The sequence below is a fragment of the Geodermatophilus saharensis genome, assembly GCF_900188205.1.
In the GTDB taxonomy this organism is placed as follows: domain Bacteria; phylum Actinomycetota; class Actinomycetes; order Mycobacteriales; family Geodermatophilaceae; genus Geodermatophilus; species Geodermatophilus saharensis.
The window spans coordinates 75,652-99,916 of sequence record NZ_FZOH01000005.1 but is presented as its reverse complement, the minus strand read 5'-3'; the positions used below and the strand labels follow the sequence as shown (position 1 = coordinate 99,916).

25 protein-coding genes are annotated in these 24,265 nt (G+C 76.8%); 14 read left to right on the top strand and 11 right to left on the bottom strand.

Annotated elements, in window-relative coordinates:
- Positions 1–9 precede the first annotated feature (9 nt).
- Both CHC04_RS13755 and CHC04_RS13750 read right to left on the bottom strand, forming a co-directional pair.
- Positions 10–816 carry an ABC transporter permease gene (locus tag CHC04_RS13755; RefSeq protein WP_176450004.1) on the bottom strand — a complete coding sequence of 269 codons (807 nt, stop codon included), beginning with the start codon at positions 814–816 and terminating at the stop codon, positions 10–12.
- Positions 813–1,778 (bottom strand): ABC transporter ATP-binding protein, encoded by a 966-nt coding sequence (locus CHC04_RS13750; protein WP_089404529.1) that lies wholly within the window; start codon positions 1,776–1,778, stop codon positions 813–815. Before CHC04_RS13750 ends, CHC04_RS13755 begins: the two co-directional genes overlap by 4 nt.
- 93 nt (positions 1,779–1,871) lie before the next feature.
- Here CHC04_RS13750 and CHC04_RS13745 point away from each other — a divergent pair, with 93 nt between their 5' ends.
- Entirely contained in the window at positions 1,872–2,627 is a 756-nt protein-coding gene (locus CHC04_RS13745) for a TetR/AcrR family transcriptional regulator (RefSeq protein WP_089404528.1), read from the top strand.
- Position 2,628: 1 nt separating this feature from the next.
- Here CHC04_RS13745 and CHC04_RS13740 read toward each other — a convergent pair whose 3' ends face one another.
- Positions 2,629–3,183 (bottom strand): hypothetical protein, encoded by a 555-nt coding sequence (locus CHC04_RS13740; protein WP_141233806.1) that lies wholly within the window; start codon positions 3,181–3,183, stop codon positions 2,629–2,631.
- An 83-nt stretch (positions 3,184–3,266) separates the two neighbouring features.
- A complete protein-coding gene (locus CHC04_RS13735) occupies positions 3,267–3,512 on the bottom strand; it encodes a hypothetical protein (RefSeq protein WP_089404526.1) in 246 nt (81 codons plus the stop codon).
- 174 nt (positions 3,513–3,686) lie between these two features.
- On the opposite strand from CHC04_RS13735, the gene CHC04_RS13730 reads away from it, so the two are divergent.
- Positions 3,687–4,112: an ester cyclase gene (locus tag CHC04_RS13730; RefSeq protein WP_089404525.1), complete on the top strand. Its 426-nt coding sequence runs from the start codon at positions 3,687–3,689 to the stop codon at positions 4,110–4,112.
- 60 nt (positions 4,113–4,172) lie between these two features.
- Here the strand turns inward: CHC04_RS13730 and CHC04_RS13725 are convergent, their stop codons facing one another.
- Positions 4,173–5,456, bottom strand: a complete 1,284-nt coding sequence (locus tag CHC04_RS13725) for a S8 family serine peptidase (protein WP_089404524.1) — start codon at positions 5,454–5,456, stop codon at positions 4,173–4,175.
- A gap of 147 nt (positions 5,457–5,603) precedes the next feature.
- Here CHC04_RS13725 and CHC04_RS13720 point away from each other — a divergent pair, with 147 nt between their 5' ends.
- From CHC04_RS13720 to CHC04_RS13705, 4 genes are all read left to right on the top strand, one after another.
- Positions 5,604–7,097, top strand: a complete 1,494-nt coding sequence (locus tag CHC04_RS13720; protein ID WP_245817189.1) for an AlkA N-terminal domain-containing protein — start codon at positions 5,604–5,606, stop codon at positions 7,095–7,097.
- Positions 7,094–7,624: a methylated-DNA--[protein]-cysteine S-methyltransferase gene (locus tag CHC04_RS13715; RefSeq protein WP_089404522.1), complete on the top strand. Its 531-nt coding sequence runs from the start codon at positions 7,094–7,096 to the stop codon at positions 7,622–7,624. Before CHC04_RS13720 ends, CHC04_RS13715 begins: the two co-directional genes overlap by 4 nt.
- Before the next feature lie 130 nt (positions 7,625–7,754).
- A complete protein-coding gene (locus tag CHC04_RS13710) occupies positions 7,755–8,870 on the top strand; it encodes a DNA recombination protein RmuC (protein WP_089404521.1) in 1,116 nt (371 codons plus the stop codon).
- A 212-nt stretch (positions 8,871–9,082) separates the two neighbouring features.
- Positions 9,083–9,862 (top strand): DUF6542 domain-containing protein, encoded by a 780-nt coding sequence (locus CHC04_RS13705; protein ID WP_141233805.1) that lies wholly within the window; start codon positions 9,083–9,085, stop codon positions 9,860–9,862.
- A gap of 66 nt (positions 9,863–9,928) precedes the next feature.
- Here the strand turns inward: CHC04_RS13705 and CHC04_RS13700 are convergent, their stop codons facing one another.
- Complete coding sequence (locus tag CHC04_RS13700) at positions 9,929–10,900, bottom strand: 4-hydroxy-3-methylbut-2-enyl diphosphate reductase (RefSeq protein ID WP_089404519.1); 972 nt, start codon at positions 10,898–10,900, stop codon at positions 9,929–9,931.
- A gap of 180 nt (positions 10,901–11,080) precedes the next feature.
- Between CHC04_RS13700 and CHC04_RS24200 the strand changes: the two genes are divergently transcribed.
- From CHC04_RS24200 to CHC04_RS13685, 3 genes are all read left to right on the top strand, one after another.
- Positions 11,081–12,565 carry a hypothetical protein gene (locus tag CHC04_RS24200; protein ID WP_176450002.1) on the top strand — a complete coding sequence of 495 codons (1,485 nt, stop codon included), beginning with the start codon at positions 11,081–11,083 and terminating at the stop codon, positions 12,563–12,565.
- 81 nt (positions 12,566–12,646) lie between these two features.
- Positions 12,647–13,870: an exodeoxyribonuclease VII large subunit gene (gene xseA, locus CHC04_RS13690; protein ID WP_089404518.1), complete on the top strand. Its 1,224-nt coding sequence runs from the start codon at positions 12,647–12,649 to the stop codon at positions 13,868–13,870.
- Positions 13,867–14,097 carry an exodeoxyribonuclease VII small subunit gene (locus CHC04_RS13685; RefSeq protein WP_089404517.1) on the top strand — a complete coding sequence of 77 codons (231 nt, stop codon included), beginning with the start codon at positions 13,867–13,869 and terminating at the stop codon, positions 14,095–14,097. The genes xseA and CHC04_RS13685 overlap by 4 nt, the downstream gene beginning before the upstream one ends.
- A gap of 4 nt (positions 14,098–14,101) precedes the next feature.
- Here CHC04_RS13685 and CHC04_RS13680 read toward each other — a convergent pair whose 3' ends face one another.
- Positions 14,102–14,755 (bottom strand): DUF4245 domain-containing protein, encoded by a 654-nt coding sequence (locus CHC04_RS13680; protein ID WP_089404516.1) that lies wholly within the window; start codon positions 14,753–14,755, stop codon positions 14,102–14,104.
- A 176-nt stretch (positions 14,756–14,931) separates the two neighbouring features.
- On the opposite strand from CHC04_RS13680, the gene glpX reads away from it, so the two are divergent.
- Positions 14,932–15,951: a class II fructose-bisphosphatase gene (gene glpX, locus CHC04_RS13675; protein ID WP_281252238.1), complete on the top strand. Its 1,020-nt coding sequence runs from the start codon at positions 14,932–14,934 to the stop codon at positions 15,949–15,951.
- 28 nt (positions 15,952–15,979) lie between these two features.
- On the opposite strand, the gene CHC04_RS24195 is transcribed toward glpX, so the two are convergent.
- Both CHC04_RS24195 and CHC04_RS13665 read right to left on the bottom strand, forming a co-directional pair.
- A complete protein-coding gene (locus CHC04_RS24195) occupies positions 15,980–17,080 on the bottom strand; it encodes a hypothetical protein (protein WP_089404515.1) in 1,101 nt (366 codons plus the stop codon).
- A gap of 111 nt (positions 17,081–17,191) precedes the next feature.
- Entirely contained in the window at positions 17,192–17,728 is a 537-nt protein-coding gene (locus tag CHC04_RS13665; protein ID WP_141233804.1) for a hypothetical protein, read from the bottom strand.
- A 155-nt stretch (positions 17,729–17,883) separates the two neighbouring features.
- On the opposite strand from CHC04_RS13665, the gene CHC04_RS13660 reads away from it, so the two are divergent.
- The 4 genes from CHC04_RS13660 to CHC04_RS13645 all read left to right on the top strand — a co-directional run bounded on the left by CHC04_RS13660 (position 17,884) and on the right by CHC04_RS13645 (position 23,034).
- On the top strand, positions 17,884–19,278 hold the full coding sequence (locus tag CHC04_RS13660) for a class II fumarate hydratase (RefSeq protein ID WP_089404513.1): 1,395 nt from the start codon (positions 17,884–17,886) through the stop codon (positions 19,276–19,278).
- A 103-nt stretch (positions 19,279–19,381) separates the two neighbouring features.
- Positions 19,382–20,713: a citrate synthase gene (locus CHC04_RS13655; protein ID WP_089404512.1), complete on the top strand. Its 1,332-nt coding sequence runs from the start codon at positions 19,382–19,384 to the stop codon at positions 20,711–20,713.
- An 11-nt stretch (positions 20,714–20,724) separates the two neighbouring features.
- A complete protein-coding gene (locus CHC04_RS13650; protein WP_089404511.1) occupies positions 20,725–20,919 on the top strand; it encodes a hypothetical protein in 195 nt (64 codons plus the stop codon).
- Between the two features lie 237 nt (positions 20,920–21,156).
- Positions 21,157–23,034, top strand: coding sequence for an NlpC/P60 family protein (locus CHC04_RS13645; protein ID WP_089404510.1), 1,878 nt, complete (start codon positions 21,157–21,159; stop codon positions 23,032–23,034).
- A 93-nt stretch (positions 23,035–23,127) separates the two neighbouring features.
- On the opposite strand, the gene CHC04_RS13640 is transcribed toward CHC04_RS13645, so the two are convergent.
- Complete coding sequence (locus tag CHC04_RS13640; protein WP_089404509.1) at positions 23,128–23,892, bottom strand: hypothetical protein; 765 nt, start codon at positions 23,890–23,892, stop codon at positions 23,128–23,130.
- Positions 23,889–24,230 (bottom strand): hypothetical protein, encoded by a 342-nt coding sequence (locus CHC04_RS13635; RefSeq protein WP_089404508.1) that lies wholly within the window; start codon positions 24,228–24,230, stop codon positions 23,889–23,891. Before CHC04_RS13635 ends, CHC04_RS13640 begins: the two co-directional genes overlap by 4 nt.
- Positions 24,231–24,265 lie beyond the last annotated feature (35 nt).

Here is a 24,265-nt window from a genome sequence, read left to right as displayed (position 1 = left end):
CGGCCGGGGTCAGCGCGACAGGCCCTGCCAGCGGCGCACCGCCAGCGCGGCGAACACCACGGTGAGCAGCACCGGCCAGGCGACGGCGAGCAGCGCGGCGTGCCCGGTGGCCCACCCGCCGTCGGGGACGGGGACGCCGGTCAGCTCCCGCACGGCGGTCACGGTGGCCGCCACCGGGTTCCACTCCGCGAGCGTCCCCAGCCAGGCCGGCATCGAGGAGACCGGGACGAAGACGTTGGAGAGGAAGGCGAAGGGCCACACGAGGACCTGCACGGCGGTGACCAGCGCGGGGTCGCGGGTCAGCAGCCCGAGCCAGATGCCCACCCACAGGAAGCCGACCCGCAGCAGCAGGAGCAGCGCGGCCGCGCCCAGCAGCCCCGGGCCGGGGTCCGGGCGCCAGCCCACGGCGAGCCCGGCGAGCGCGACGACGGCGAGCCCGGCGACCGAGGCCGCGAGGTCGGCCAGGCACCGCCCGGTCACCACGGCCGACGGCGCCATGGGCAGCGCGCGGAACCGGTCGGTGACGCCGCGCTGGGTGTCGGTGACGACGGCGGTCATCGTCCCCTCGAGCCCGAACAGCATGACCAGCGCGAGCATCCCCGGGACCATGAAGTCGCGGTAGCTGCCGCCGGGCACGGGGATGCCGCCGCCGAGCAGGTACACGAAGGTGACCATCAGCAGCACCGGGAACAGCAGGGTCGCGAGCAGGCCCGCGGGCTGCCGCCGCCAGTGCGCGACGTCGCGGCCGGCGACGGTGAGCGCGTCGGCGACGGCCCACCGCAGCCGCCCGGCGGTCCCCTCCCCGACCGCGGTCACGCCGGCACCTCCTCGGCCGCCCGGTCGCGGCCGGTGATGCGCAGGTAGGCCTCGTCGAGCGTGGCCGGCCGCAGCACCAGGTCGGCGACGTCGATCCCGGCGCCGTCGAGCGCGCGGACCACGTCGCCGACGACGCCGGCCCGCCGCGACACCGGCACCGTCACGCGCGCCCCCTCGTCGCGGCCGCCCGGCAGCGGGGGCCCGGCGGCCACCCGCTCGGCGAGGGCGGCGGCCTCCGCGGCGCGGCCCGGGTCGGCGACGACCAGCTCCAGCCGGTCGCCGCCGATGGCCGCCGTCAGCTCCCGCGGGGTGCCGGTGGCGACGACCCGGCCGGTGTCGAGCACGGCCACCCGGTCGGCCAGCCGCTCGGCCTCCTCCAGGTACTGGGTGGTGAGCAGCACCGTCGTCCCCCGGGCCACCAGGCCGCGCACCGCGTCCCACACGTCCCGCCGGCCGGCCGGGTCCAGCCCGGTGGTCGGCTCGTCGAGGAACAGCACCCGCGGCTCGAGCACCAGTCCGGCGGCGATGTCGAGCCGGCGGCGCATGCCGCCGGAGAACTCCCGGACCGGCTGGTCACCGGTGTCGGGCAGCCCCGCCAGTGCGAGCAGCTCGGCGGCGCGCCGGCGGGCGGCGGCCCGGTCGAGGTGGTGCAGCCGGCCGAAGAGCACCAGGTTGTCGCGGGCACCGAGCACGTCGTCGACCGTGGGGTGCTGGCCGACCGTGCCGATCCGGCGGCGCACCTCCCGCGGCCTCGCGACGACGTCGACACCGGCGACCTCGACCCGGCCGCCGTCGGGGCGCAGCAGCGTCGTGGCGATGCGGACGGCCGTCGTCTTGCCCGCGCCGTTGGGCCCCAGCAGCGCGCACACCTCCCCGGGCCCGACGTCGAGGTCCACCCCGTCGAGCACGGCCCTCCCCCCGTACCTCTTGACCAGTCCCCGGATCCGCACCGACGCGTCCACCCGCCACCTCCGTACACCGTACGACATTCTGCCCGGGCAGTACCGTACGCCGTACGGAGACGGCCGTGCAACCGGATGGGGGAGGCTGCAGCCATGGCGACGGAGTCCACGTCCGGCGGGGACCCCGCCCGCACCATGGCCCTGCTCTGGCGGAGCCCGGACGGCGCCGGCCGCCGTCCCGGCCCCCGTCCCGGCCTCGACGTCGACCGGGTCGTGGCGGCCGCGGTCGAGCTGGCCGACCGCGAGGGACTGGCCGCGGTGACCGTGCGCCGGCTGGCCGCCGAGCTCGGCGTCGGCGCGATGACGCTCTACACCCACGTCCCGGGCAAGGGCGAGCTGGTGGCCCTCATGCACGACGCCGTCCTCGGCGAGCTCTACCCCGAGCCCCCGGCCGGCGACTGGCGGGCGCGGCTGACCGCCGTCGCCCGGGCCAACTGGGACCTCTACGTGCGCCACCCCTGGGCGGCCTCCGTGGGCACCGGCCGGCCGGTCCTGGGGCCGAACCTGATGCGCCGCTACGACCTGGAGCTGGCCGCCGTCGACGGCCTGGGCCTGTCGGAGGTGGAGATGGAGCTGGTGGTGACGGTGGTCGGCGGCTTCGTCCGCGGCACCGTCGGCGGGCTGCACGACAAGGACGCCGCCGAGCGGGACAGCGGGCTCACCGAGGACGAGTGGTGGGCGGCCACCGAGCCGCTGGTCGACCGGGTCTTCGACGCGGCGCGCTTCCCCACCGCGGCGCGGGTCGGCCCGGTCGCGGGGAACGAGCTCGGCGGCTACTCCCCCGAGCGGACCTTCGAGTTCGGGCTGGCCCGGCTGCTCGACGGGATCGCGGTGCTCGTCGAGCGGTGAGTCAGCTGCCCGCGCCGAGCACCGGCCGCCCGGCCAGCGCGCCGACCACCTCGACGGCGTCGTCCCACCAGCGCTGGTAGTGGTACGGGTCGGCGTTGCGCTGGGTGCGGTGCGCGGCGATCGTCGGCGGCAGCGCGCGCCAGCCGGGCACCTCCTGCAGCGCGCGGAAGAAGTTGGTGGCGCTGGTGGTGGGGTCCATCCGGTCGGCGTAGCTGCCCCAGGCGCCGTTGTCGCGCTGCTGGAACAGCCCCCGGGAGTCCGGGCCGGCGGCGTCGCCGTGGTCGAGGACGCGCAGCGAGGACTCCCCCATCGCGGTCATCACCCCGACCACCTGCGCACAGGTGTCCAGACCCAGGTCGGCAGCGGCGTTGACGATCGCCGCCGCGTTGGCCAGCTGCTCCCCGGCGTACCCGGCGACCGGCCCCTCGGGCACCGCCGCCGGGTCGACCCGCACCGCCGGCTCCGCCGCCGCGCACTCGGCCGACGGCGCGGGCTCCGCCGTCCCCTGCCGGACCGCCAGCACGGCTCCTCCGGTCAGCAGGACGACGGCGAGCACGACGAGGAGGAGGCGGGGTCGCCCGGCCGGGGGGCTCGGCTGCACACCCGTCCAACGGGCGGCGACGCGGCAGGGTCCCCGCGCTACTGCACCGGGGCGTCCGGCGGCGGCAGCTGCACGCGCAGCTGCTCGTCGACGGAGCTCACGCCCGGGACGGCCAGCAGCGCCGGGCGGGCGTCGACCGGCGCCCGGCCGGTGATCAGCCCGAGCGTGCCGAGCACCCGGTCGACCTGCAGGCCCGAGTCGCGCAGCGCCCGGGCCACCTCGTCGAGGTCGGCCCGGTGCCCGTCGTCGACGGTGACGCTGAACCGCGCCAGCGGGGAGCCCACGGCCGGAGGCTACGCCGCCCGAGGGCCTCCGAGGCGGCGAGCCGTGATGGCGGCGTCCCACGGGGTGACGACCGGCTGCGTGCCGGCCCCCTGGCGAGACGTCGCCGGCACCTCCGTCGTGTCGGCGAGTAGGCAGGCCGGGTCGCTGCACGGCCGGACGACCAGGAGGTCCCGATGACCGACGACGCCGAGCAGATCAGGACGCTGGTCCGGCGGCTGGAGGACGCGATGAACACGCGCCGTCCGGACCTCCTCGACGACGTCCTCACCCCGGACGTCACCCGGCACTGCCAGGCGACTCCACACCTGTCGATCACAGATCGTGAGCAGTTCAAGGAGTTCCTGCGGCAGGACGCGGAGGCCTTCCCGGACAACGTGCAGACGTTCACGCAGGTCCTGGTCGACGGTGACCGGGCGGCCGTGTGGGCGACCTACGAGGGCACCCAGACCGGGCCGCTGGGCCCCTTCCCGCCGTCGGGGGAGAAGGCGCGGTTCGACTTCGCCGGCGTGTTCCGCATCCAGGACGGCCGGATCGCGGAGATGTGGCTGATCTGGGACAACGTGACGGTGCTGTCCCAGCTGGGCCACTTCCCGGGTTGACCGCCGAACCCGGCGGCGGGGATCACCGGACCCCCGCGGGAGCACGTGCCCGGACCGACGTCAGCCCGCTCCGGCGCCCTCCTGCGGCGCCAGCGCCAGCCCGCCACCGACGTCGGCCGACGGCTCGGTCAGCCGCCGGGCGGCCTGGGTGAGCGTGGCCCACAGCTCGAAGCCGCGCCGCCCGGTGGCCTCGGCCCACAGCGCGGCCAGCCCGGCCACGTGCGGGGTGGCCATGCTCGTGCCGCTGATCGTCTCGTAGCGGGTGGGCATGGGCCAGGTCGACAGCACGTCCACGCCGGGGCCGGCGACGTCCACCTCCCCGCCGGGCACCGGCAGGCTGCGCGCGGAGAACCAGGCCGTGGCCAGGCTCGCGTCGAGCGCGCCGACGGCGAGGATCTCCACGCTGTTGGCCGGGGCGCCGACGAAGCCGAAGTCGCCGGCGCGCCGGTCGGCGTTGTTGCCGGCCGCCGCCACGATCAGCGACCCCTGCTCCAGCGCCCGCCGCCCGGCGGCCGAGTAGGGCGGGTGGGCCTCGGCCACGTCGGCCCCCAGGGACATCGAGACGACGGCGCAGCCGTTGGCGACCGCCCAGTCGATGCCGGCCAGGATGCCGCCGTCGTCGCCGCTGCCCTCGTCGCTGAGCACCTTGCCGACGTACACCTCCGCCTTCGACGCGACCCCGTACCGCGGGCCGGCCGGGGGCACCCGCGGGCCGCAGGCGGTGCCGGTGCAGTGGGTGCCGTGGCCGTGGCCGTCCTGCGCGCTGGTCACCCCCTCCACGAAGGACTCCGCGGTGACCTGCCGGCCGGCGAAGTCGGGGTGCGCGAGGTCCAGGCCGGTGTCGAGGACGGCGACCCGGATGCCGCGGCCGGTGAACGGCGACGTCGTCGCCTGCACCGCCTGCACGCCCCAGGTGGCCGCCGCGGTGTCCTCGAACACCGGCGGCGCGGGCGCGGCGCCGTCGCCGCCGGTGCCGACGAGGCGGCCGGCGAGGTCGGCCACGCCGTCCCGGTAGCCGCGGACGTAGGCGTCGTCGGGCAGCACGTGGTGCACCAGCTCGGGCGACACCGACAGCACCGGCCGGCGCAGCGCACCCACCTGGTCCGGCGGGGCGGCGACCACGGCGATGCCGAGCCGGGAGAACACCGTGGCGCCGGCCTCGCGGAGGGTCTGCGCGGAGACCCGCCCGGCGGTGAAGTCGCGGGAGTCGGCGACGTCGGAGATCCCGGCGGCCGACCAGTCCACCGGCTCGTCGGCCGCGTCGGCGAAGACGACCACCTGCCGGCCGGTGGTCTGCACGGGCAGGCGGAGGTGGCGGCGCGCGGGCACGGACGGATCGATCACGGTTCCCCCTGGTCGGCGGCCCGGGCGGGAGCGCGGGCGGTGCGGGCAGTCTGCTGCGGGGCAGTGACAGCCGCACCCGGACACCGGCCCACGGTGGCGTCCGAATCCCGCCAGTCCCCGCCCCGGCGCGGTGCCATGCTCGGAGTCGTGACCGCCTCCCTCGACACCGACCGCTGCTACCGCGCGGTCGCCAGCCGGGACGCCCGCTTCGACGGCTGGTTCTTCACCGCCGTGCGCACCACCGGCATCTACTGCCGCCCGTCGTGCCCGGCGCGCACCCCGGCCGCCGCCAACGTGACCTTCTACGGCACCGCCGCCGGCGCGCAGGCCGCCGGCTACCGCGCCTGCCGCCGCTGCCGCCCCGACGCCGTCCCCGGGTCCCCGGAGTGGGACGTGCGCGCCGACGTCGTCGCCCGGGCCATGCGGCTGATCGCCGACGGCGAGGTCGAGCGGGCCGGCGTCCCCGGCCTGGCGGAGCGGCTGGGCTACTCCGAGCGCCAGGTGCACCGGCTGCTGGTCGGCGAGCTCGGTGTCGGTCCGCTCGCCGTCGCGCGGGCCCAGCGCGCCCAGACCGCCCGCGTGCTGATCGAGACCACCGACCTGCCGATGGCCGACGTCGCCTTCGCCGCGGGGTTCGCCAGCATCCGGCAGTTCAACGACACCCTCCGGGAGGTCTTCGCCTGCACCCCCAGCGAGCTGCGCAGCCGCCGGCGCGGCGGCGACCGCGGTACGCCCGGCTGGCTGACGCTGCGGCTGGCCGCCCGCGCCCCGTTCGACGCGGCCGAGGTGCTGACCTTCCTCGGCGCGCACGCCGTCCCCGGACTCGAGGAGTGGGACGGCACCACGTTCTCCCGCGTCCTCGACCTGCCCGGCGGGCCCGCCGTCGTCCGCCTCTCCCCCGCCCCCGACGGCGGCCCCGCGGTCACGGCGCGGCTGCTGCTGACCGACCTGCGCGACCTGCGCGCCGCCGTCCCCCGCTGCCGGCGGCTGCTCGACCTCGACGCCGACCCCGCCGCCGTCGACGACGCCCTCGGCGCCGACCCCGCGCTGGCCCCGCTGGTCGCCGGCGCGCCCGGCCGCCGCGTGCCCGCCTCGCCCGACGCCCCGGAGGCGGCGGCGCGCGCGGTCCTCGGCCAGCAGGTGTCGGTGGCCGGCGCGCGGACGCTCACCGCGCGCGTCCTCGCGCTGGCCGGCACGCCGCTGGCCGAGCCGGTCGGCACCCTCACCCACGCCTTCCCGCGGCCCGCGGCGCTCGCGCAGGCCGACCTGTCCGCCGTCGGGCTCACCGGCGCCCGCAGCCGCACCCTGACCGGGCTGGCCGCGGCGCTGGCCGACGGCCGGGTGGCCCTCGACCCGGGCTGCGACCGCGAGGAGGCCGTCCGCGACCTGCTGGCGCTGCCGGGCATCGGCCCGTGGACGGCGGCGGTCGTGGCGATGCGCGGCCTCGGCGACCCCGACGTCTGGCTCCCCGGCGACCTCGCACTGCGCCGCTCGCTCGCCGCCCTCGGCAGCTCCGACGCCGACGCCGCGACCCGCTGGCGGCCGTGGCGCTCCTACGCGGTGGTGCACCTGTGGTCGCTGGCCGCGCCCGCCCTGTTCACCCGCTCCCCCGCCCCCACGCCCGATCGGAGTGCGTCATGACCTCGTCCGCCCGCTACGCCACCGTCGCCACCCCGCCCGGCCCCTTCACCGTCGTCGTCACCCCCGGCCCCGACGGCGGCGACGTCGTCCTCGCCGCCGGGTGGACCGGCGACGTGGCCGACCTGCTGCCCGTCGTCCACCGCACGCTGCGGCCCACCCGGGTCGAGCGGGTGGAGCACCTGCCGGTCCTCGACGCCGTCGAGGCGCACGCGTCCGGCGACCTGCGCGCGATCGACGACGTCCCGGTGCAGCAGCGCTCCGGGCCGTTCCTCGAGGAGGCGTGGGACGTGCTGCGCACGGTGCCCGCCGGGCAGCCCGACACCTACGCCGCCTTCGCCGCCCGCTGCGGGCGGCCGGCCGCGGTGCGCGCGGCGGCCAACGCCTGCGCCCGCAACGCCGCGGCGCTGTTCGTGCCCTGCCACCGGGTGCTCGGCTCCGACGGCGGCCTCGGCGGCTTCCGCTGGGGCACCCCGGTCAAGCGCTGGCTGCTCGACCACGAGGCCGAGCACGCCCCCGTCCCCGCCTGAGCGGTGCCTCCGTGGCGCCATCGGCACCCACAGGTGCCTTTGTAGCGCTATCGGCACCGACAGGTGCCTTTGTAGCGCTGTCGGCACCGCCTCACGGGGGATGTCGGTGAGCTGAGGCACCCTGCTGCTCGTGGACGCCGCCTCGCTCCTCCTCGGCCTGCTGCTCGGCGCGCTGCTGGGAGCGGCCGTCGTGCTCGGCGTCGTCGCGATGGTCTCCCGTCGCCGGCCGGCCGGTGACGCCCTCGAGCCGGTGCACGAGTCGCTGGACCACCTGCACCGGCTGCTGGCCGGCATCGAGCGCGACCGCGCCACCGCCCACGGCGAGCTGCGCGAGCAGATGGGCACCGTCGGGCAGACCAGCGCGCTGCTGCGGCAGGAGACGGCGGCCCTGGTCCCCGCGTTGCGCACCCCGCACGTGCGGGGCCGCTGGGGCGAGGTGCAGCTGCGCCGGGTCGTGGAGGTGGCGGGGCTGCTCGAGCACTGCGACTTCGTCGAGCAGCCCTCCTCCACCAACGACGAGGGCGCCGGGGTCCGGCCCGACCTCGTGGTCACCCTCGCCGACGGCCGCCAGGTCGTCGTCGACGCGAAGGTCCCCTTCGCCGGCTACATCGAGGCCGTGCAGGCCACCGACGAGGCCGTCCGGGTCCAGCGCGTCGCCACGCACGCCCGGCAGCTGCGCGCGCACGTCGACGCGCTGGCCGCCCGCCGCTACCCCACCGCCTTCCGGCCCGCCGCACCGTTCACCGTGCTGTTCGTCCCCTCCGACGGCTTCCTCACCACGGCACTGGAGGCCGAGCCGGCGCTCCTGGAGTACGGCTTCGGCCGCGACGTCGTCATCGCCACCCCCAGCACGCTGCTGGCGCTGCTGCGCACGGTGGCCCACTCGTGGCGGCAGGAGCGGCTGGCCCGCGACGCCGACCAGGTCATCGAGGTCGGCCGCCGGCTGCACGCCCGCCTGACCACGCTCTCGGGGCACCTGACCCGGCTGGGGGCGGCCCTGGGCACCACGCTCACCCGCTACAACGAGACGGTGGGCTCCTACGAGCGCTCCGTCCTCGCCGCCGCGCGCCGCTTCGACGACCTCGGCGTCGGGGAGGCGGCGGTGCCATCGCCGCCGGAGGTCGAGGCGGTGGTGCGGCAGCTGCGGCCCGCCGCCGACGACGCGCCCGACGCCCCCGGCACGGCCGCCGACGACACCGCCGCGGACGACGTCCCGCTGCGCTGGCGGCTCACCGACGGAGGCTGAGCGGCCCGGCCGCCCGCGGCGGCGCCCGTCCCGGCGGTCGCGCTGGACCCCTCCGTCACACCCATCCCGCGGCCCACCCAGAGTTGCCAAATCGACACGGTGACGTGTCGAGAGTCCACACCGGAAGGTGCCCCGCCGCAGGGCCTGCCGTCGCTACGGTGTGCACCGGGACCGGCCCGGCACGGGACGGCGGACGGGACGGGGAGGTGGCCATGGCCTCGGCGAGCGCAGCCGACACCTGGCGCGACAGCGGGGTCCGCGGGCAGCGCCCCCTCGCCGGCGCGCCGGCTCCGCGCCCCGACCTCCCGCGGCACGACGCGACGCCCGCCCGGGCCTCGCGCATGTCGCTGCCGCCGGTTCCCCCGCCGCACCCCCGCGGCCGCCCGGGCGGCTCCGGTCACGGCGCGGGCACGGGGCACGGCCGTCCGGTCCCCGACTCCCGGCCGCCGGCGATCCGCCCGGGGCAGCGCCCCCCGCAGCCGGGCCCGCCCCCGGTCGCCGGCCGCGACGGCACGCAGGCCCCGCCGCGGCACAGCCGGCCGGTCGAGCGCGTACCGGCCCGCGACGCCGGTCGGAACGCGGTCCCCGGCCGCGGGTCGCGCGGCTCGTCCCGCCGCACCCCGCCCGACGGCCGCCGCGACACCGGGCTGCGCGGCGTCCTCGCCGTCCTCGGCGTCTTCGTCATCACCCTCGCCGGCGGTGCCGTCGACTCCTTCCTCGCCGTCGGCCTGGGCACGCTCACCCTGGTCACCCTGGTCGCGGCCACCGCCGTCGGCACCCTGCTGGTGCGCCCGCGCGACCTGCTCACCGTCGTCTGCTGCCCGCCGCTGGTCTTCGTCGCGGTCGCCGCGGTCAACATCGGCCTGGCGCCGTCGGCGAGCTTCACCCTCCCGACGCTCGCGACGATCCTGATCCGCGGCTTCCCCACCATGGCCGTGGCCACCGGTGTCGCCGTGGTGCTGGCCGTTGTGCGGTGGGCCGCCAAGCGCTGAGCGTGCGACGCGAGAAGGGCCCCCTCCCGTCCGGGAGGGGGCCCTTCTCGTGTCGGTGGCGGCCGCTCAGCGGGCGGGACGGGCGGACTCGCCGCGCTCGGGCCGCAGCTCGCGGGGCAGCGCGAAGACCAGCCGCTCCTCGGCGGCCTTGACCGTCTCGACGTCGGGGTAGCCGCGCTCGGCCAGCCAGTCGAGGACCTCGCCCACCAGCACCTCGGGCACCGACGCGCCGCTGGTGACGCCGACGGTGGACACACCCTCGAGCCAGGCGGGGTCGATCTCGGCGGCGTAGTCGACCAGGTGCGCGTCGCGGGCGCCGGCCTCCAGCGCGACCTCGACCAGCCGCACCGAGTTCGACGAGTTGGTGGAGCCGACGACGACCACCAGGTCGCACGCGGGCGCCATCTGCTTGACCGCCTGCTGCCGGTTCTGCGTGGCGTAGCAGATGTCGTCGCTCGGCGGGGACTGCAGCCCCGGGAAGCGGGTCCGCAGCTGGTCGACCGTGGTGAGCGTCTCGTCGACCGAGAGCGTCGTCTGCGAGAGCCACACGACCTTCTCGGGGTCGCGGACCTGGACGTTCGCGACGTCGTCGGGTCCGTCGACGAGCTGGATGTGCGACGGCGCCTCGCCCGAGGTGCCCTCGACCTCCTCGTGGCCGCGGTGGCCGATCAGCAGGATGTCGTAGTCGTCGCGGGCGAACCGCTTGGCCTCCTGGTGCACCTTGGTGACCAGCGGGCAGGTGGCGTCGATGGTGCGCAGCTGCCGGGCGGCGGCCTCCTCGTGGACGGCCGGGGAGACGCCGTGGGCGCTGAAGACGACGACCGAGCCCTCGGGCACCTCGTCGGTCTCGTCGACGAAGACGGCGCCGCGCCGCTCCAGGGTGGCCACCACGTGCTTGTTGTGGACGATCTGCTTGCGGACGTACACCGGGGCGCCGTGGATCTCCAGCGCCCGCTCGACGGCCACCACCGCCCGGTCGACGCCGGCGCAGTAGCCCCGGGGATCGGCCAGCAGGACCCGTCCGCGCTGATCAGCCATGACCTCATGGTAGAGAGCGGGCCCGCTGACCCCCGGTGTTCGCCCGCTCACACCGGGCCTCCGCCGCGGGCCGCCCGTGGGAGACGCTGGTCACGCCGCCGCGAGGAACTCCCCGCCCGACCGGGTGGCCCCCGCCGGGGCCGTGGTGCCGACCCGCAGACCCTGCGGCAGGCTGGGTGCATGTCCCGTGAGATCCCCGAGCCGGTCCGCGCCACCGTCGGACTGGCGGCCACCGTCCTCGACGACGTCCGCAGCCTCCCCCGGACGCTGCCGGGTCTGCCGGTGCGCATCGTCGGCATCGCGCTGCAGGCGGCGATGAAGCTGCAGCAGCAGTGGTCGGGGCTGGTGGCCCGCGGCGACGAGGTGCTCACCGGGATCCGCGGCGACCGCGAGCCGGGCATGGCCACCTTCGACGACGACGAGGACGAGCAGCCGGCGGGCACCGGGCTGGTGGCCCAGCCGATCGACGTGCTCCGCGACTCCGCGTTCGACCGCGCGCCCGACGTCGACACGACCGGCATCTCCGACGAGGAGGTCGCCACCCTCCCCGGCGACCCGGCCGCCGACGCCGTCGTGGCCGCCGTCGAGGACACCGCCGCGGCGCTGCGCGAGCCCGACACCGTCACCGAGCTCACCGAGGTCGACGTCATGGAGATCGACGTCGACACCGACGCGGCCGGCCTGGTCGACGACGAGCTCGCCGGCCTGCCGCCGGAGCCGTCCCCGGCCGCGGTGGTCGCCGCCGTCGAGGACGTCACCGACCAGGTCCTGGGCGCCGAGGAGGCCGAGGCGGCGCTCGGGGCCGCCGACTCCGCGCTCACCGCCGAGGACGCGCTGGAGAGCGCGCTGCTCGAGGCCGAGGGCACCGACGCGACCCCCGCGGCCGGCGCACCCGACGACACCCCGGCCGCCAGCGACCCGGGGGGCTCTCCGGTCGGTGAGCTCGCCGGCGCCCCCGACGTGGGCAGCGACGACACGACGACGCCCGACGCCGCCGACTCCGGCACCCCCGACACCGACATCGGCCTCGCCGACGCAGCCGCCGCGGCCGACACCACCCCCGACGCCACCCCCGAGGCCGACACGGCCGCCGAGGTCGACGTGATCGGCCCCGACGGGGAGGTCACCACGGTCGAGGGCACGGTCACCGACGAGGGCGTCGTCGCCCCCGAGGGCGGCCAGGACACCGGCCAGGACACCGGCCAGGACACCGGCCCGGACACCGGCCAGGACACCGGGGCACAGGACACCGCGACACAGGACACCGTGACCGACGAGAGCGGCACCCCGGTCGCGGCGGCCACCGGCGTGCGCACCGATGTCGGGGAGACCGACACCGCCGAGGAGGACGCCGCGCGCGCCGAGGGCGCGGCCGTCGACGCCGTCGGCGGGGACTCCGCCGCGCCCACCGACGACCCCGAGGGCGGCAGCGACGTCTCCGGGTCGCAGGCAGCCGGGACGGCGCCGGTCGAGGGCTACGACTCCTTCACCATCGCCCAGCTGCGCGGGCGGCTGCGCGGCTACCAGCTGGCCACCGTCCAGGACCTGCTCGCCTACGAGGAGGCCACCCGCAACCGCTCGCCGTTCGTCACGATGCTGCGCAACCGGCTGGAGAAGCTCGAGCAGCAGGCGGTCGACGCCAGCCCGCTGCAGCCCCGGGGATAGGCGTAGAACGGCAGACGGCCCGGGACCCCGCTCCGGGGTGCCGGGCCGTCGTCGTCACCGGCGCCTGGCACAGTCGCGGGCATGACCGCCCCCTCCTCCCCCGAGGCGCCCTGGCCGGTGCGCACGGTGGCCCGAAAGGTCGCCGAGTGGATCGGCCGGCTCGGTGAGGTGTGGGTCGAGGGGCAGGTCGCCCAGCTCAGCCGGCGCAGCGGCGCCGCGACGGTCTTCCTGACCCTGCGCGACCCCGCCGCCGACCTGTCGGTGCCGGTCACCTGCGCCCGCGACGTCGCCGACCGGCCGGGCCTGGAGCTCACCGAGGGCGCCCGGGTGATCGTGCGGGCCCGGCCCGACTACTACATCGCCCGCGGCTCGTTCTCCCTGCGCGCCACCGAGATCCGCGCCGTCGGCCTGGGCGAGCTGCTGGCCCGCATCGAGCGGATCCGCCGGCTGCTGGCCGCCGAGGGCCTGTTCGACGCCGCCCGCAAGCGCCCGCTGCCCTTCGCTCCCGCCGTCGTCGGCCTGGTCACCGGCAAGGACTCGGCCGCCGAGCGCGACGTGCTGGTCACCGCGCGGCGGCGCTGGCCGGCGGTGCGCTTCGCCGTCCACCACAGCCTGGTGCAGGGCGTCAACGCCGCGGCGTCGGTCATCGACGGGCTGCAGCGGCTCGACCGCGACCCGGAGGTCGAGGTCATCGTCCTGGCCCGCGGCGGCGGGTCGGTGGAGGACCTGCTGCCGTTCTCCGACGAGGGGCTGGTCCGCGCCATCGCCGCCTGCCGCACCCCGGTGGTCACCGCCGTCGGCCACGAGACCGACACCACGCTGGTCGACCACGTCGCCGACGTCCGCGCCGCCACCCCCACCGACGCCGCGCACCGCGTGGTGCCCGAGATCGGCGAGCAGCGCCGGCTGGTCGACGGGTTGCGCGCCCGCGCCCGGCACCTGCTCACCGTCCGGGTCGAGCAGTCCGAGCGGTGGCTGGAGAGCGTCCGCAGCCGGCCGGTGCTGGCCGACCCCGAGCGGCTGCTGCACGGCCGGGCCGACGACGTCGCCGCGCTGCGCGACCGGGCCCGCCGCACCCTCACCCACCGGGTCGAGACCGCCGAGCGCGACCTCGAGCACGCCCGGGCGCGGGTCGCCGCCCTCTCCCCGCAGGCGACGCTGCAGCGCGGCTACGCGCTCGTGCAGCGGGCCGACGGCGCGCTGGTCCGCGAGCCGGGCGAGGTGGCCGACGACGAGCGGCTGTCGGTGCGCGTCGCGGGCGGGCGGCTGCCGGTGCGGGTCGACAGGCAGGATGGGCACCCGTGAGCGAGCAGCCGACCGAGCAGCCAGCCGAGCAGCCGACGCAGACCTACGAGCAGGCGCGCGAGGAGCTGGCCGACGTGGTGCGCCGGCTGGAGGCCGGCGGGCTGACGCTGGAGGAGTCGCTGGCGCTGTGGGAGCGCGGCGAACAGCTGGCCGAGCTGTGCCGGCACTGGCTCGACCGCGCCCGCGAGCGGCTGGCCGCCGCCACCCCGGCCGAGCGGCAGGACTGAGCGCTCAGCGCACCACGACGGGCGCGAGGGAGCCGGCCACCGTCTCCAGCTCGTCGTCGTCGGCCGAGCCGGTGACCATCGTGGTGACGCCGCCGTCCTCGACGGTGAGCACCGTCTCGCCGCGGTCGCTGGTCAGCCGGGTCCACGTGCGGTCGCCGAGCTCCACGGTGCCGTCCTCCTCGGCGCCGTCGAGCACCGCGGTCAGCCGCTCGGCGCGGGGGTCGTCGGTGGTCAGGAAGCCCGCGTACTCCTCCGACGGCGTCACGTAGCCCACCTCCAGCGTCACCGGCGCGCCGTCGACGGCCTCGCCGGCGTCGGTCCGCGCGCTCGTCGGCCGGTAGCCGTCGGGCAGCCCGGTGGGGACCTCCACGGGGTAGGACGCCCGGGTGGCGGCCAGCTGCACGGTGCTGGAGGGGTCGATCGCCCGGACCGGGTCCACGTCGCCCTGCCGGAAGGCGATCCAGCCGACGACCAGCAGGCAGGCGACCACCAGCGGCAGCAGCGACCGGACCATGTTCGCCGCGCTCATCCGGTTGGCCCGCTCGACGGCCGACGGCGCCGGCGGCGGCTGCTCCGGCGCGAGCTGGTCCTGGGTGGGCTGCTGCTGGGCAGGCGGCTCCTCGGGGGCCTGCCGGCCCGACGGCCCGGTCGTGGTCATACCCCTAGGATCGCAGCACCGATCCAGAACCCCGTCGCTCCACATCCCGACGCACCGCCCGCCCGACCGGCACCGGGACCGGGGTGGCCGGAACGGTGGGCACCGGCGACGCTGCCGACGTTGGAGGTCCCGTGATCCTTCCCGTGCCCGACGGCCCCGTGCCCCCCGCTCCCCGCGTGAGCACCTTCCGCACCGACCGCCCCGCGCCCGACCGCAACCTCGCCCTCGAGCTCGTGCGGGTCACCGAGGCCGCCGCGATGGCCGCCGGCCGCTGGGTGGGCCGCGGCGACAAGAACGGCGGCGACGGCGCGGCGGTCGACGCCATGCGCGCCCTCATCGGCACGGTGACCATGCGCGGCGTCGTCGTCATCGGGGAGGGCGAGAAGGACGAGGCGCCGATGCTCTACAACGGCGAGCAGGTCGGCGACGGCTACGGCCCCGAGTGCGACGTCGCCGTCGACCCCATCGACGGCACCACGCTCATGGCCAAGGGCATGCCCAACGCCATCGCGGTCATGGCCGTGGCCGACCGGGGCGCCATGTACGACCCCTCGGCCGTCTTCTACATGGAGAAGATCGCCACCGGGCCGGCCGCCGCCGACGTCGTCGACATCACCGCGCCGGTCGCCGAGAACGTCCGCCGGGTCGCGAAGGCCAAGCACAGCTCGGTCGCCGACGTCACCGTCTGCATCCTCGACCGGCCGCGCCACGAGCAGCTCGTGCACGAGGTCCGCGAGGCCGGCGCCCGCATCAAGTTCATCTCCGACGGCGACGTCGCCGGCGCGATCGCCGCGGCCCGCGAGGGCACCGGCGTCGACCTGCTCATGGGCATCGGCGGCACGCCGGAGGGGATCATCGCCGCCTGCGCGCTCAAGTGCATGGGCGGCGCGCTGCAGGGCCGGCTGTGGCCCAAGGACGACGAGGAGCGGCAGAAGGCGCTCGACGCCGGCCACGACCTCGACCGGGTGCTGCAGATCGACGACCTGGTCCGCGGCGACGTCTTCTTCGTGGCCACCGGCATCACCGACGGCGAGCTGCTGCGCGGCGTGCAGTACCGGTCCGGGGGCTGCACCACGCAGTCGCTGGTGATGCGCTCGCGCTCGGGCACCATCCGCTCCATCGACAGCCTGCACTCGCTGGAGAAGCTGCGCGCCTACTCCGCGGTGCCCTTCGACCGCTCCCACGAGGACGACTGAGCGACCCGACGCCCCCGGCCGCCGGGTCTCAGCCGAGCCGCGCCTCGCAGGTGCCCTGCTCCTCGTAGGGCAGCCGGCCCGCGCACGTGCCGGCGTAGTCCTCGTAGGGCGAGCCGATGGGGGTCTCCAGCCACAGCCGGTCGCAGGCCGCCCAGTCCCCGGCGAAGCAGGCCTCGGCCAGCGGCTGGAAGGTCGCGTCGTCGCCCAGCCCGGTGGGCGGGGTGGGCTCGGCCGGCGTGGTCGTGCCCAGCCGCTCCTGGCAGGCGTTGGTCTGGTACGGCACGCGGCCGGCGCAGGTGCCGGCGTACTGCTCGTACTCCGAGCCCGAGGGGGTCAGCCGCCACAGCTCGTCACAGGCCGCGAAGTCCCCGTCGAAGCAGGCCTGGGCCAGCGGCTGGTAGGTGGCGTCGTCGCCCAGGCCGGTGGGCGGCACCGGCGCCGCAGCGGACCCGCCACCGGGGCTCGGCGGGGGCGGCGGCGGGCTGGACGACGACGGGGTCGGAGGCCGCGGCGCGCTCGAGGTGGACGGGCTCGACGACGAGCTCGACGACGACGGCCCGGCGGAGGACGAGGAGGCGCTCGTCGTCCGGGGCGGGTCGGCGACGGGGGTGTCGCCGTCACGGAGGAGGAAGAACAGCAGCGCGGCCAGACCGGCGACCACCAGGACACCGACGACGCCCAGCACGACCGCCAGGTTCTTCCGCTTCTGCGGCGGCGGCTGCTGGCCGTACTGCGGGCCGTACTGCTGCTGGCCGTACTGCTGGCCGTACTGCTGGCCGTAGCCCGGCGGCTGGCCGTACGGCTGGTTCGGGTCGTGGCCCTGTCCGTACTGCTGTCCGTACGGCTGGCCGTACTGCTGCGGGAACTGCTGCGTCGGGTCGTAGCCGGGCTGCTGTCCGTACGGCTGGCCGTACTGCTGCGGGTACGGCTGGCCCGGGTCGGGCCGGCCGAGGGGGGCGGTCTGCTCGCGCGGCTCCCCGCCGTGCTGACCGGGCCGGAACTGCGTGGTGGGCGGGGCGGGCTGACCGAGCTGCCGCGTCGGCTCCTCGGGCTGACCCCACCCCTGCTGCCCGGGCCGCCGGCCCGCGGGGTCGTCGCCGCCCTGCGGCGGGTACGGCGGCTGCGACATCGCGGGAGCTCCTCGGTACGGGTGCTGGCGGGGCCAGGCTAGGTCCGCAGGACCGGCGGCGACCAGCACGTCCGGGTCACGGGACGGCTGCGACCCGGCTCCCCCGCCCCGCTACTCCAGCTCGGTGCAGTACACGACCGACCAGGCCTTGACCCGGCCGCCGCAGGTGAGGGCGTACTCCTCGTAGTCCGACAGCGGTGGGGAGTCGGCGAAGAGGTCGTCGCAGGACTGCAGGTCGCCGTCGAAGCACTGCTGGGCGTAGCCGTCGAGCACCGGGTCGGGTCCGAGGTCCCCGGGTGCCACCGGGGCGGACTGCTCGACCTCCCCGAGGGTCCCGCCCACGAACGGATCGGTGGCACCGCCGTAGAGCGCGTCGGCCACCGACGTCCCCATGGCCTCGCCCGCCGCCCGGCCGGCGTCCTCCGCGACGCCGCGCAGCAGCACCGCCGCGACGACGGCGGCGAGGACGAGACCCACCACGAGCCCGGCGGCGACGACCGCGGCGCCGCCCAGACCCGCCCGGGCCGCGGGCACCTCCGGCGTGGGGAGAGGGGCCAGTGGCTGGCCGGCGGCGGGATCCCACGTCCCCCAGGGCGTCCAGCCCCCGACGGGGACCGTGCCGGGTGCGGGGTGGTGCGGGTGGGTCACGGAGCCTCCTGGGACGGGGGTGTCCGGCGCACGGTAGGAGTCCGGCCGACGCGGGCCGGGGTGCCGCTCCGGGCCCGGGGGCAGCAGGGGCGCAGGGGGTCCTCCTAAGGTCACGGCTGCAGCACAGAACCCACCGACACCACACGGGAGCCAGCGTGGCCGCCGAGCAGGACCACCGCATCGAACGAGACTCCATGGGGGAGGTCCGTGTGCCCGCGTGGGCGAAGTGGCGGGCCCAGACGCAGCGCGCCGTCGAGAACTTCCCCATCTCCGGCACGCCCGTCGAGCGCGAGCTCATCGCCGCCCTGGCCGCCATCAAGGGCGCCGCGGCGCGGGTCAACGCCGACCTCGGGGTGCTCGACGGCGACGTCGCCGCCGCCATCGCCGACGCCGCGGCCGAGGTGGTCTCCGGCTCGTGGGACGACCACTTCCCCATCGACGTCTTCCAGACCGGCTCGGGCACGTCGAGCAACATGAACACCAACGAGGTCATCGCCACCCTGGCCACCGAGGCCGGCGGCACGCCGGTGCACCCCAACGACCACGTCAACGCGTCGCAGTCGTCCAACGACGTCTTCCCCTCGGCCATCCACGTGGCGGCCACCCGCGCGATCGTGCGCGACCTGGTGCCGGCGCTGCAGCACCTGGAGGCCTCGCTGTCGCGCAAGGCGCGGGAGTTCGCCGAGGTGGTCAAGAGCGGCCGCACCCACCTCATGGACGCCACCCCGGTCACCCTCGGCCAGGAGTTCGGCGGGTACGCCGCCACCATCCGCTACGGCGTCGAGCGGCTCGAGGCCTCGCTGCCCCGCATCGGTGAGCTGCCGCTGGGCGGCACCGCCGTCGGCACCGGGATCAACACCCCGCCCGGGTTCGCCGCGGCGATCATCGAGCGGCTCGCCGCGGAGCTGGAGCTGCCGCTGACCGAGGCGCGCGACCACTTCGAGGCGCAGAGCTCCCGCGACAGCCTCGTGGAGGCCTCCGGGCAGCTGAAGACCATCGCCGTCGGCCTGGTGAAGATCGCCAACGACCTGCGCTGGATGGGCTCGGGCCCGCGCACCGGCCTGGCCGAGATCAACCTCCCCGACCTGCAGCCGGGCAGCTCGATCATGCCGGGCAAGGTGAACCCGGTGATCCCCGAGGCGACCATCCAGGTGGCCGCGCAGGTGATCGGCAACGACGCCGCGGTCACCTTCGCCGGCACCACCGGCGTCTTCGAGCTCAACGTGACCCTGCCGCTGATGGCGCGCAACGTGCTGGAGTCGATCCGCCTGCTGGCCAACGTCAGCCGGGTCCTCGCCGACCGCTGCGTCGACGGGATCACCGCCAACGTCGAGCGCTGCCGCGAGTACGCCGAGTCCTCGCCGTCGATCGTCACCCCGCTGAACCGGTACATCGGCTACGAGGAGGCGGCCAAGGTCGCCAAACAGTCACTGGCGGAGCAGAAGACGATCCGCCAGGTCGTCCTCGAGCGCGGCTACGTCGAGCAGGGCAAGCTCACCGAGGCCCAGCTCGACGAGGCCCTCGACGTCCTGTCGATGACCCACCCCTGACCCGCCGGTGACCCTCCGCCGGGTGGGCCGGGACGCCGGCCCACCCGGCGGGATGACCGTCCGTGTCGTCGGACGGGCCCGACGCCAGTAGCGTCGGACCACCATGACCGAGACAGCCAGCGCCGCAGCCGACAGCGCCGCGGCCGACCGCGCCCCCGAGGTATCTCTCCGGCACCCGGGAGGTGAGCTCCCGCTGCGCGTGGTGCCCGCGACGGAGGGGTCCGACGGGCTCGACGTCTCCAAGCTGCTCGCCACGACGGGCCAGGTCGCCCTCGACATCGGCTTCGTCAACACCGCCTCGTGCACCTCGGCGATCACCTACATCGACGGCGACGCCGGCGTCCTGCGCTACCGCGGCTACCCGATCGACCAGCTGGCCGGGAAGGCGAGCTTCCTCGAGGTCACCTACCTGCTGATCTACGGCGAGCTGCCGACGGCCGACCAGCTGGCCGAGTTCGACAGCCGGCTGCGCCGGCACACCCTGCTGCACGAGGACCTCAAGCAGTTCTTCCGGGGCTTCCCGCGCGACGCGCACCCGATGCCGGTGCTGTCCTCGGCGGTCAGCGCCCTGTCGACCTTCTACCAGGACTCGCTGGACCCCTTCGACGCCGAGCACGTGGAGATCTCCACCATCCGGCTGCTGGCCAAGCTCCCGACGATCGCCGCCTATGCGTACAAGAAGTCCGTCGGCCAGCCGTTCCTCTACCCGGACAACTCCCTCGGCCTGGTCGAGAACTTCCTGCGGATGACCTTCGGCTTCCCCGCCGAGCCCTACGAGGTCGACCCCGAGCTGGCCGCCGCGCTCGACATGCTCTTCGTGCTGCACGCCGACCACGAGCAGAACTGCTCGACGTCGACCGTGCGGCTGGTCGGCTCCTCGCACGCCAACCTCTTCGCCTCGGTCTCGGCCGGCATCAACGCGCTGTTCGGCCCGCTGCACGGCGGGGCCAACCAGTCGGTGCTGGAGATGCTGGAGTCCATCCAGCGCGAGGGCGGGGACATCCCGGCGTTCGTCGAGCGGGTGAAGCGGAAGGAGCCCGGCGTCAAGCTGATGGGCTTCGGCCACCGGGTCTACAAGAACTACGACCCGCGCGCGGCGATCGTGAAGCAGACCGCCGACACCGTGCTCGACAAGCTCGGCGGGGACAACCAGCTGCTCGACCTGGCACGCCAGCTCGAGGAGATCGCGCTGTCCGACGACTACTTCGTCGAGCGCAAGCTCTACCCGAACGTCGACTTCTACACCGGGCTGATCTACCGGGCGATGGGCTTCCCGACGCGGATGTTCACCGTGCTGTTCGCCCTCGGCCGGCTGCCCGGCTGGATCGCGCAGTGGCGGGAGATGATCGACGACCCGTCCACGAAGATCGGCCGGCCCCGGCAGGTGTACACCGGCGAGACCGAGCGGGCCTTCGTCCCGCTCGACGAGCGCTGACGACGGCGCCGGTGGGCGGCGAGCCGGCCGAGGACCTGCTGGTCCTGCCCCCGATCCCCCTGGCGACCGGCCGCCTGCTGCGTGACGACGACGACCGGGTGCGGGTGGTCACCGCCGTCGAGCTCGTGGTGTCCACCGCGGACGGGGGCGAGCACCGCATCGCCCTCGTCCCCCGGCACGGCGGCTGGTGGCCCCCCGACCGCTGACCTCCCCCGTGCACGTCCGCGGAAGTGCCCGGACCGGGTCGGCCCCACGGGTGCACTTCCGCGGACGTGCACCTCCCTGGCGTCCCCCGGGCGGGCGCACCTCCTCCCCCGCAGGGGTGAGGTCGCCCGCCCGCTCCCTCCTCCGGGTCCCCCGACCGGTCGATCCGACGGCGAGCGCTCCACGGCCCCGCGCCGCGGAGCCGGCCACGCCAGTCGAGACCGCCGGGGGACCACGCCGTGCCTGCACCGCGCACGCCCGCTCCCCCGGGCACCCCCGCCGCCGGCCCCCGCCGCGAGCTCACCGCCCGCGAGGCCGAGGCCCTGCGTGCGCTGCTGGCCGCCCGCGCCGCCGGACGCCCGGGCACGAAGCGCCCCGCGACCCGCACGGGGTCGCGCAGGCGCAAGCGCACCGCCCGCCGCCGCACCCTGCGCGCGCGGCTGCGCGGCCCCTGGCGCACCCGGCTGCTCGTCGTCGGGCTGGCCACGCTGCTGGTGCCCGCCCTGTCGGTGCTGCTGGCCCCCACCACCTCCGCGCCCGGCTCGGCCTCGGTGGCCGGCGACCCGGCCCGGCTCGCGCTGGCCGCCCGCAGCACGCTGCTGCAGGACGCCGACGCCTATCGCCGGCTGCAGGCCGAGATCGGCGCCCGCCGCGCCCAGCTCACCGACGCCACCGCTGCCGCGCAGGCCGCCCGCGCCGCCGTGGCCGCGGAGCGGGGCACCGTCGGCGCCGCCGCGGCCGACCTCTACCGCGCCCCGGCCACCGGGCGGATGCCGGTGCTCGCGCTCGACGCCGACGCCCCGGGCACGACCTCCGGCGTCCTGTACCTGCAGGCACTGGCCGACCGCGCCGACGGCGACCGGGAGGCCGCCGTCGTCCGGGCCCGGCGCGCCGCGGCCACCGCCGAGGCCGCCGAGGAGCGCGTGGCGACGGCGCAGGCCGCCCTCGACGGCGCCACCGCGCAGGCGCGCACCCTGCTGGCCGGGGTCCGGGAGACCGCCGGCGACCTCGGGCTCGACGTCGCCGCGCAGCTGGCCGCGCTCGACACCGTGCCCGCGGCCGGAGAACAGCAGGCGCGCAACGCCGCGGCGCTGCAGCGCTGGCAGGCCTCCCTCGCCGAGCTGGCGTCGGCCGGCATCGAGCCGCCGCCGGCCGCCGAGCTGGCCGACCCGACCCGGCTGCCCGACGGCTTCTCCCCCGCCCTGGACGCCGCCGGGCAGGCCGTGCCCGGGGTGGCGTGGGCCGTCGCCGGCAACCACCCGGTCACGGTGCTCCCCGCCGAGACGGTGGCCGCGGTCAGCAGCGCGCTGTCGCTGGCCGGGCGGCCCTACGCCCCCGGTGCCGCCGGACCGGACGGCTTCGACTGCGGTGGCCTCACCGCGGCGGCGTGGCTGCTGGCCGGGTACGACCTGCCGGCCACCGCGGCCGGGCAGTGGGCGTCGGCCGCGGTCGTGCCCGCCACGCAGCTGCAGGTCGGCGACCTGGTCGTCTCCGACGGCGGCTCCGACGTCGGCCTGTATCTGGGCGAGGGCGAGGTGCTGGGCGCCTCGGCCGCCACCTACCGGGTGGGCGTCCGGCCGCTGCCCGACGACGCCCGCGCGGTCCGGGTGACCGTGCCCGCGCCGGCGCAGCCCAACGCGCCCCTGCCGGCGACGGCGTCGGGACGGGGTGCCTGTGGCGCTCCCCCGCCGCCGGCCGGACCGGTCAGCCCCGCCTGGGGCGGCTGGGGCAACGGCCGGATCCCGGTCGAGGCGCTGTGCCCGATCGCCCGCGGCCACGCGCTGCGCTGCGACGCCGCGGCCGGGTACGCCGCCCTGGCCGCGGCCTACGAGGCGCAGTTCGACCGCCCGCTGTGCATCACCGACTCCTACCGGTCGATGACCGCGCAGGTCGACGCCTTCCGCCGCAAGCCGGCGCTGGCCGCGGTGCCGGGCACGTCGAACCACGGCTGGGCGCTGGCGGTCGACCTGTGCGGCGGGATCAACGTCGCCGGCACGCCGCAGTGGCGGTGGATGACGGAGAACGCGGGGCGGTTCGGGTTCGTCAACCCCGACTGGGCCCGCCCCGGCGGGGAGAAGCCCGAGCCCTGGCACTGGGAGTTCGGGACCCTCCTCTGAGCGGTCTTCGCCTGTCGAGATCGCGCGATCTCGACGCGCGGAGCGCCCAGGGGCGGCGAGATCACGTGATCTCGACGGGCCGGGAGCCTCGTTCTAGAGCCAGCGGAGGGCGGCCAGGCCGGACCAGGGCAGCCGCACGCAGGCCTCCCCGGTCAGGGCGGCCAGCCGGTCGGCCACCCCGGCCACCGCACAGGCCAGCGGCCGCGCCGGCGTGACGACGACGTGCGGGTCGCGCAGTGGCAGCCCGGCGTCGGCGATCCGCGCGAGCAGCCGGTCGGGCGCGGCCAGCGCGGCGGTGGCCAGCACCGGCGCACCGGGGTGCGACCACAGCGCCACCGGGCCCTCGACCCGCAGCACACCGCCCGCGTCGGCGGCGCGCGCGGTGGCACCGGAGCGGGTGCGGGCGACGACGTCGGCGTCGGCGCGGTCCGACGGCGTCCACGCGACGGTGCGCTCACCGCGGCGGACGACGACCCGCCAGCCGACGGCCGACCGCGCCCCGTCGGCCCAGTCGAGCACGGCGACCCCGGCGCGCGCGGCGGCGGCGTCGCTGACCGGGCGCCCGGTCACGACGGCGGTCAGCGCGGCGGCGACGCCGTCGGCGGTGGGCGCCACGCCGGCGTCGGTCATGTCCTCGGCGAGGTCGCGCAGCGGCAGGCGGGTGCGGCGCTCGTCCTCGGCGAGGACCAGCACGGGGCCGCCGGAGGGGTCGGTCAGGACGGCCGCGCGCAGGCTCCCGGTGGCCAGCGCCGGCAGCACCGTCGCGGCGGCGGCGCGGACGTCGTCGACGGCGACCGCGGCCGGGCGCAGCCGGGCCAGCAGGCCCGAGGCCGGGCGCAGCGCGCGCGAGGGCGTCACGGGCGGCGTCCCGCCAGGGCGGCGCGCAGCGCAGCCGGCAGCGCGGCGAGGCCGAACACGCTGTCGAGCTCCTCGGCCGACAGCCGCACCGGCAGCACGTCGTCGGGCCAGCCGGTCACCCGGCGGACGCGGGCCGCGGGGCCGGGCCAGACGGCCTCGCGCGCGGCGGCGACGTGGAGCTCGGTGAGCACGTCGGCGAGGTGGACGGCGTCGACCGGGTGCAGCTCCGGGGCGGCCAGCGAGGCCCGCACGACGGTGGCCAGCAGCTCGCGGTCGGCCGCCGAGAGCCAGTGCGGCAGCAGGACGACGGCGGGGTCGCCCGCGGGCAGCACGCTCACCGCACCCTCCCCCGTCGGCGCATCGGGTCCCGGCC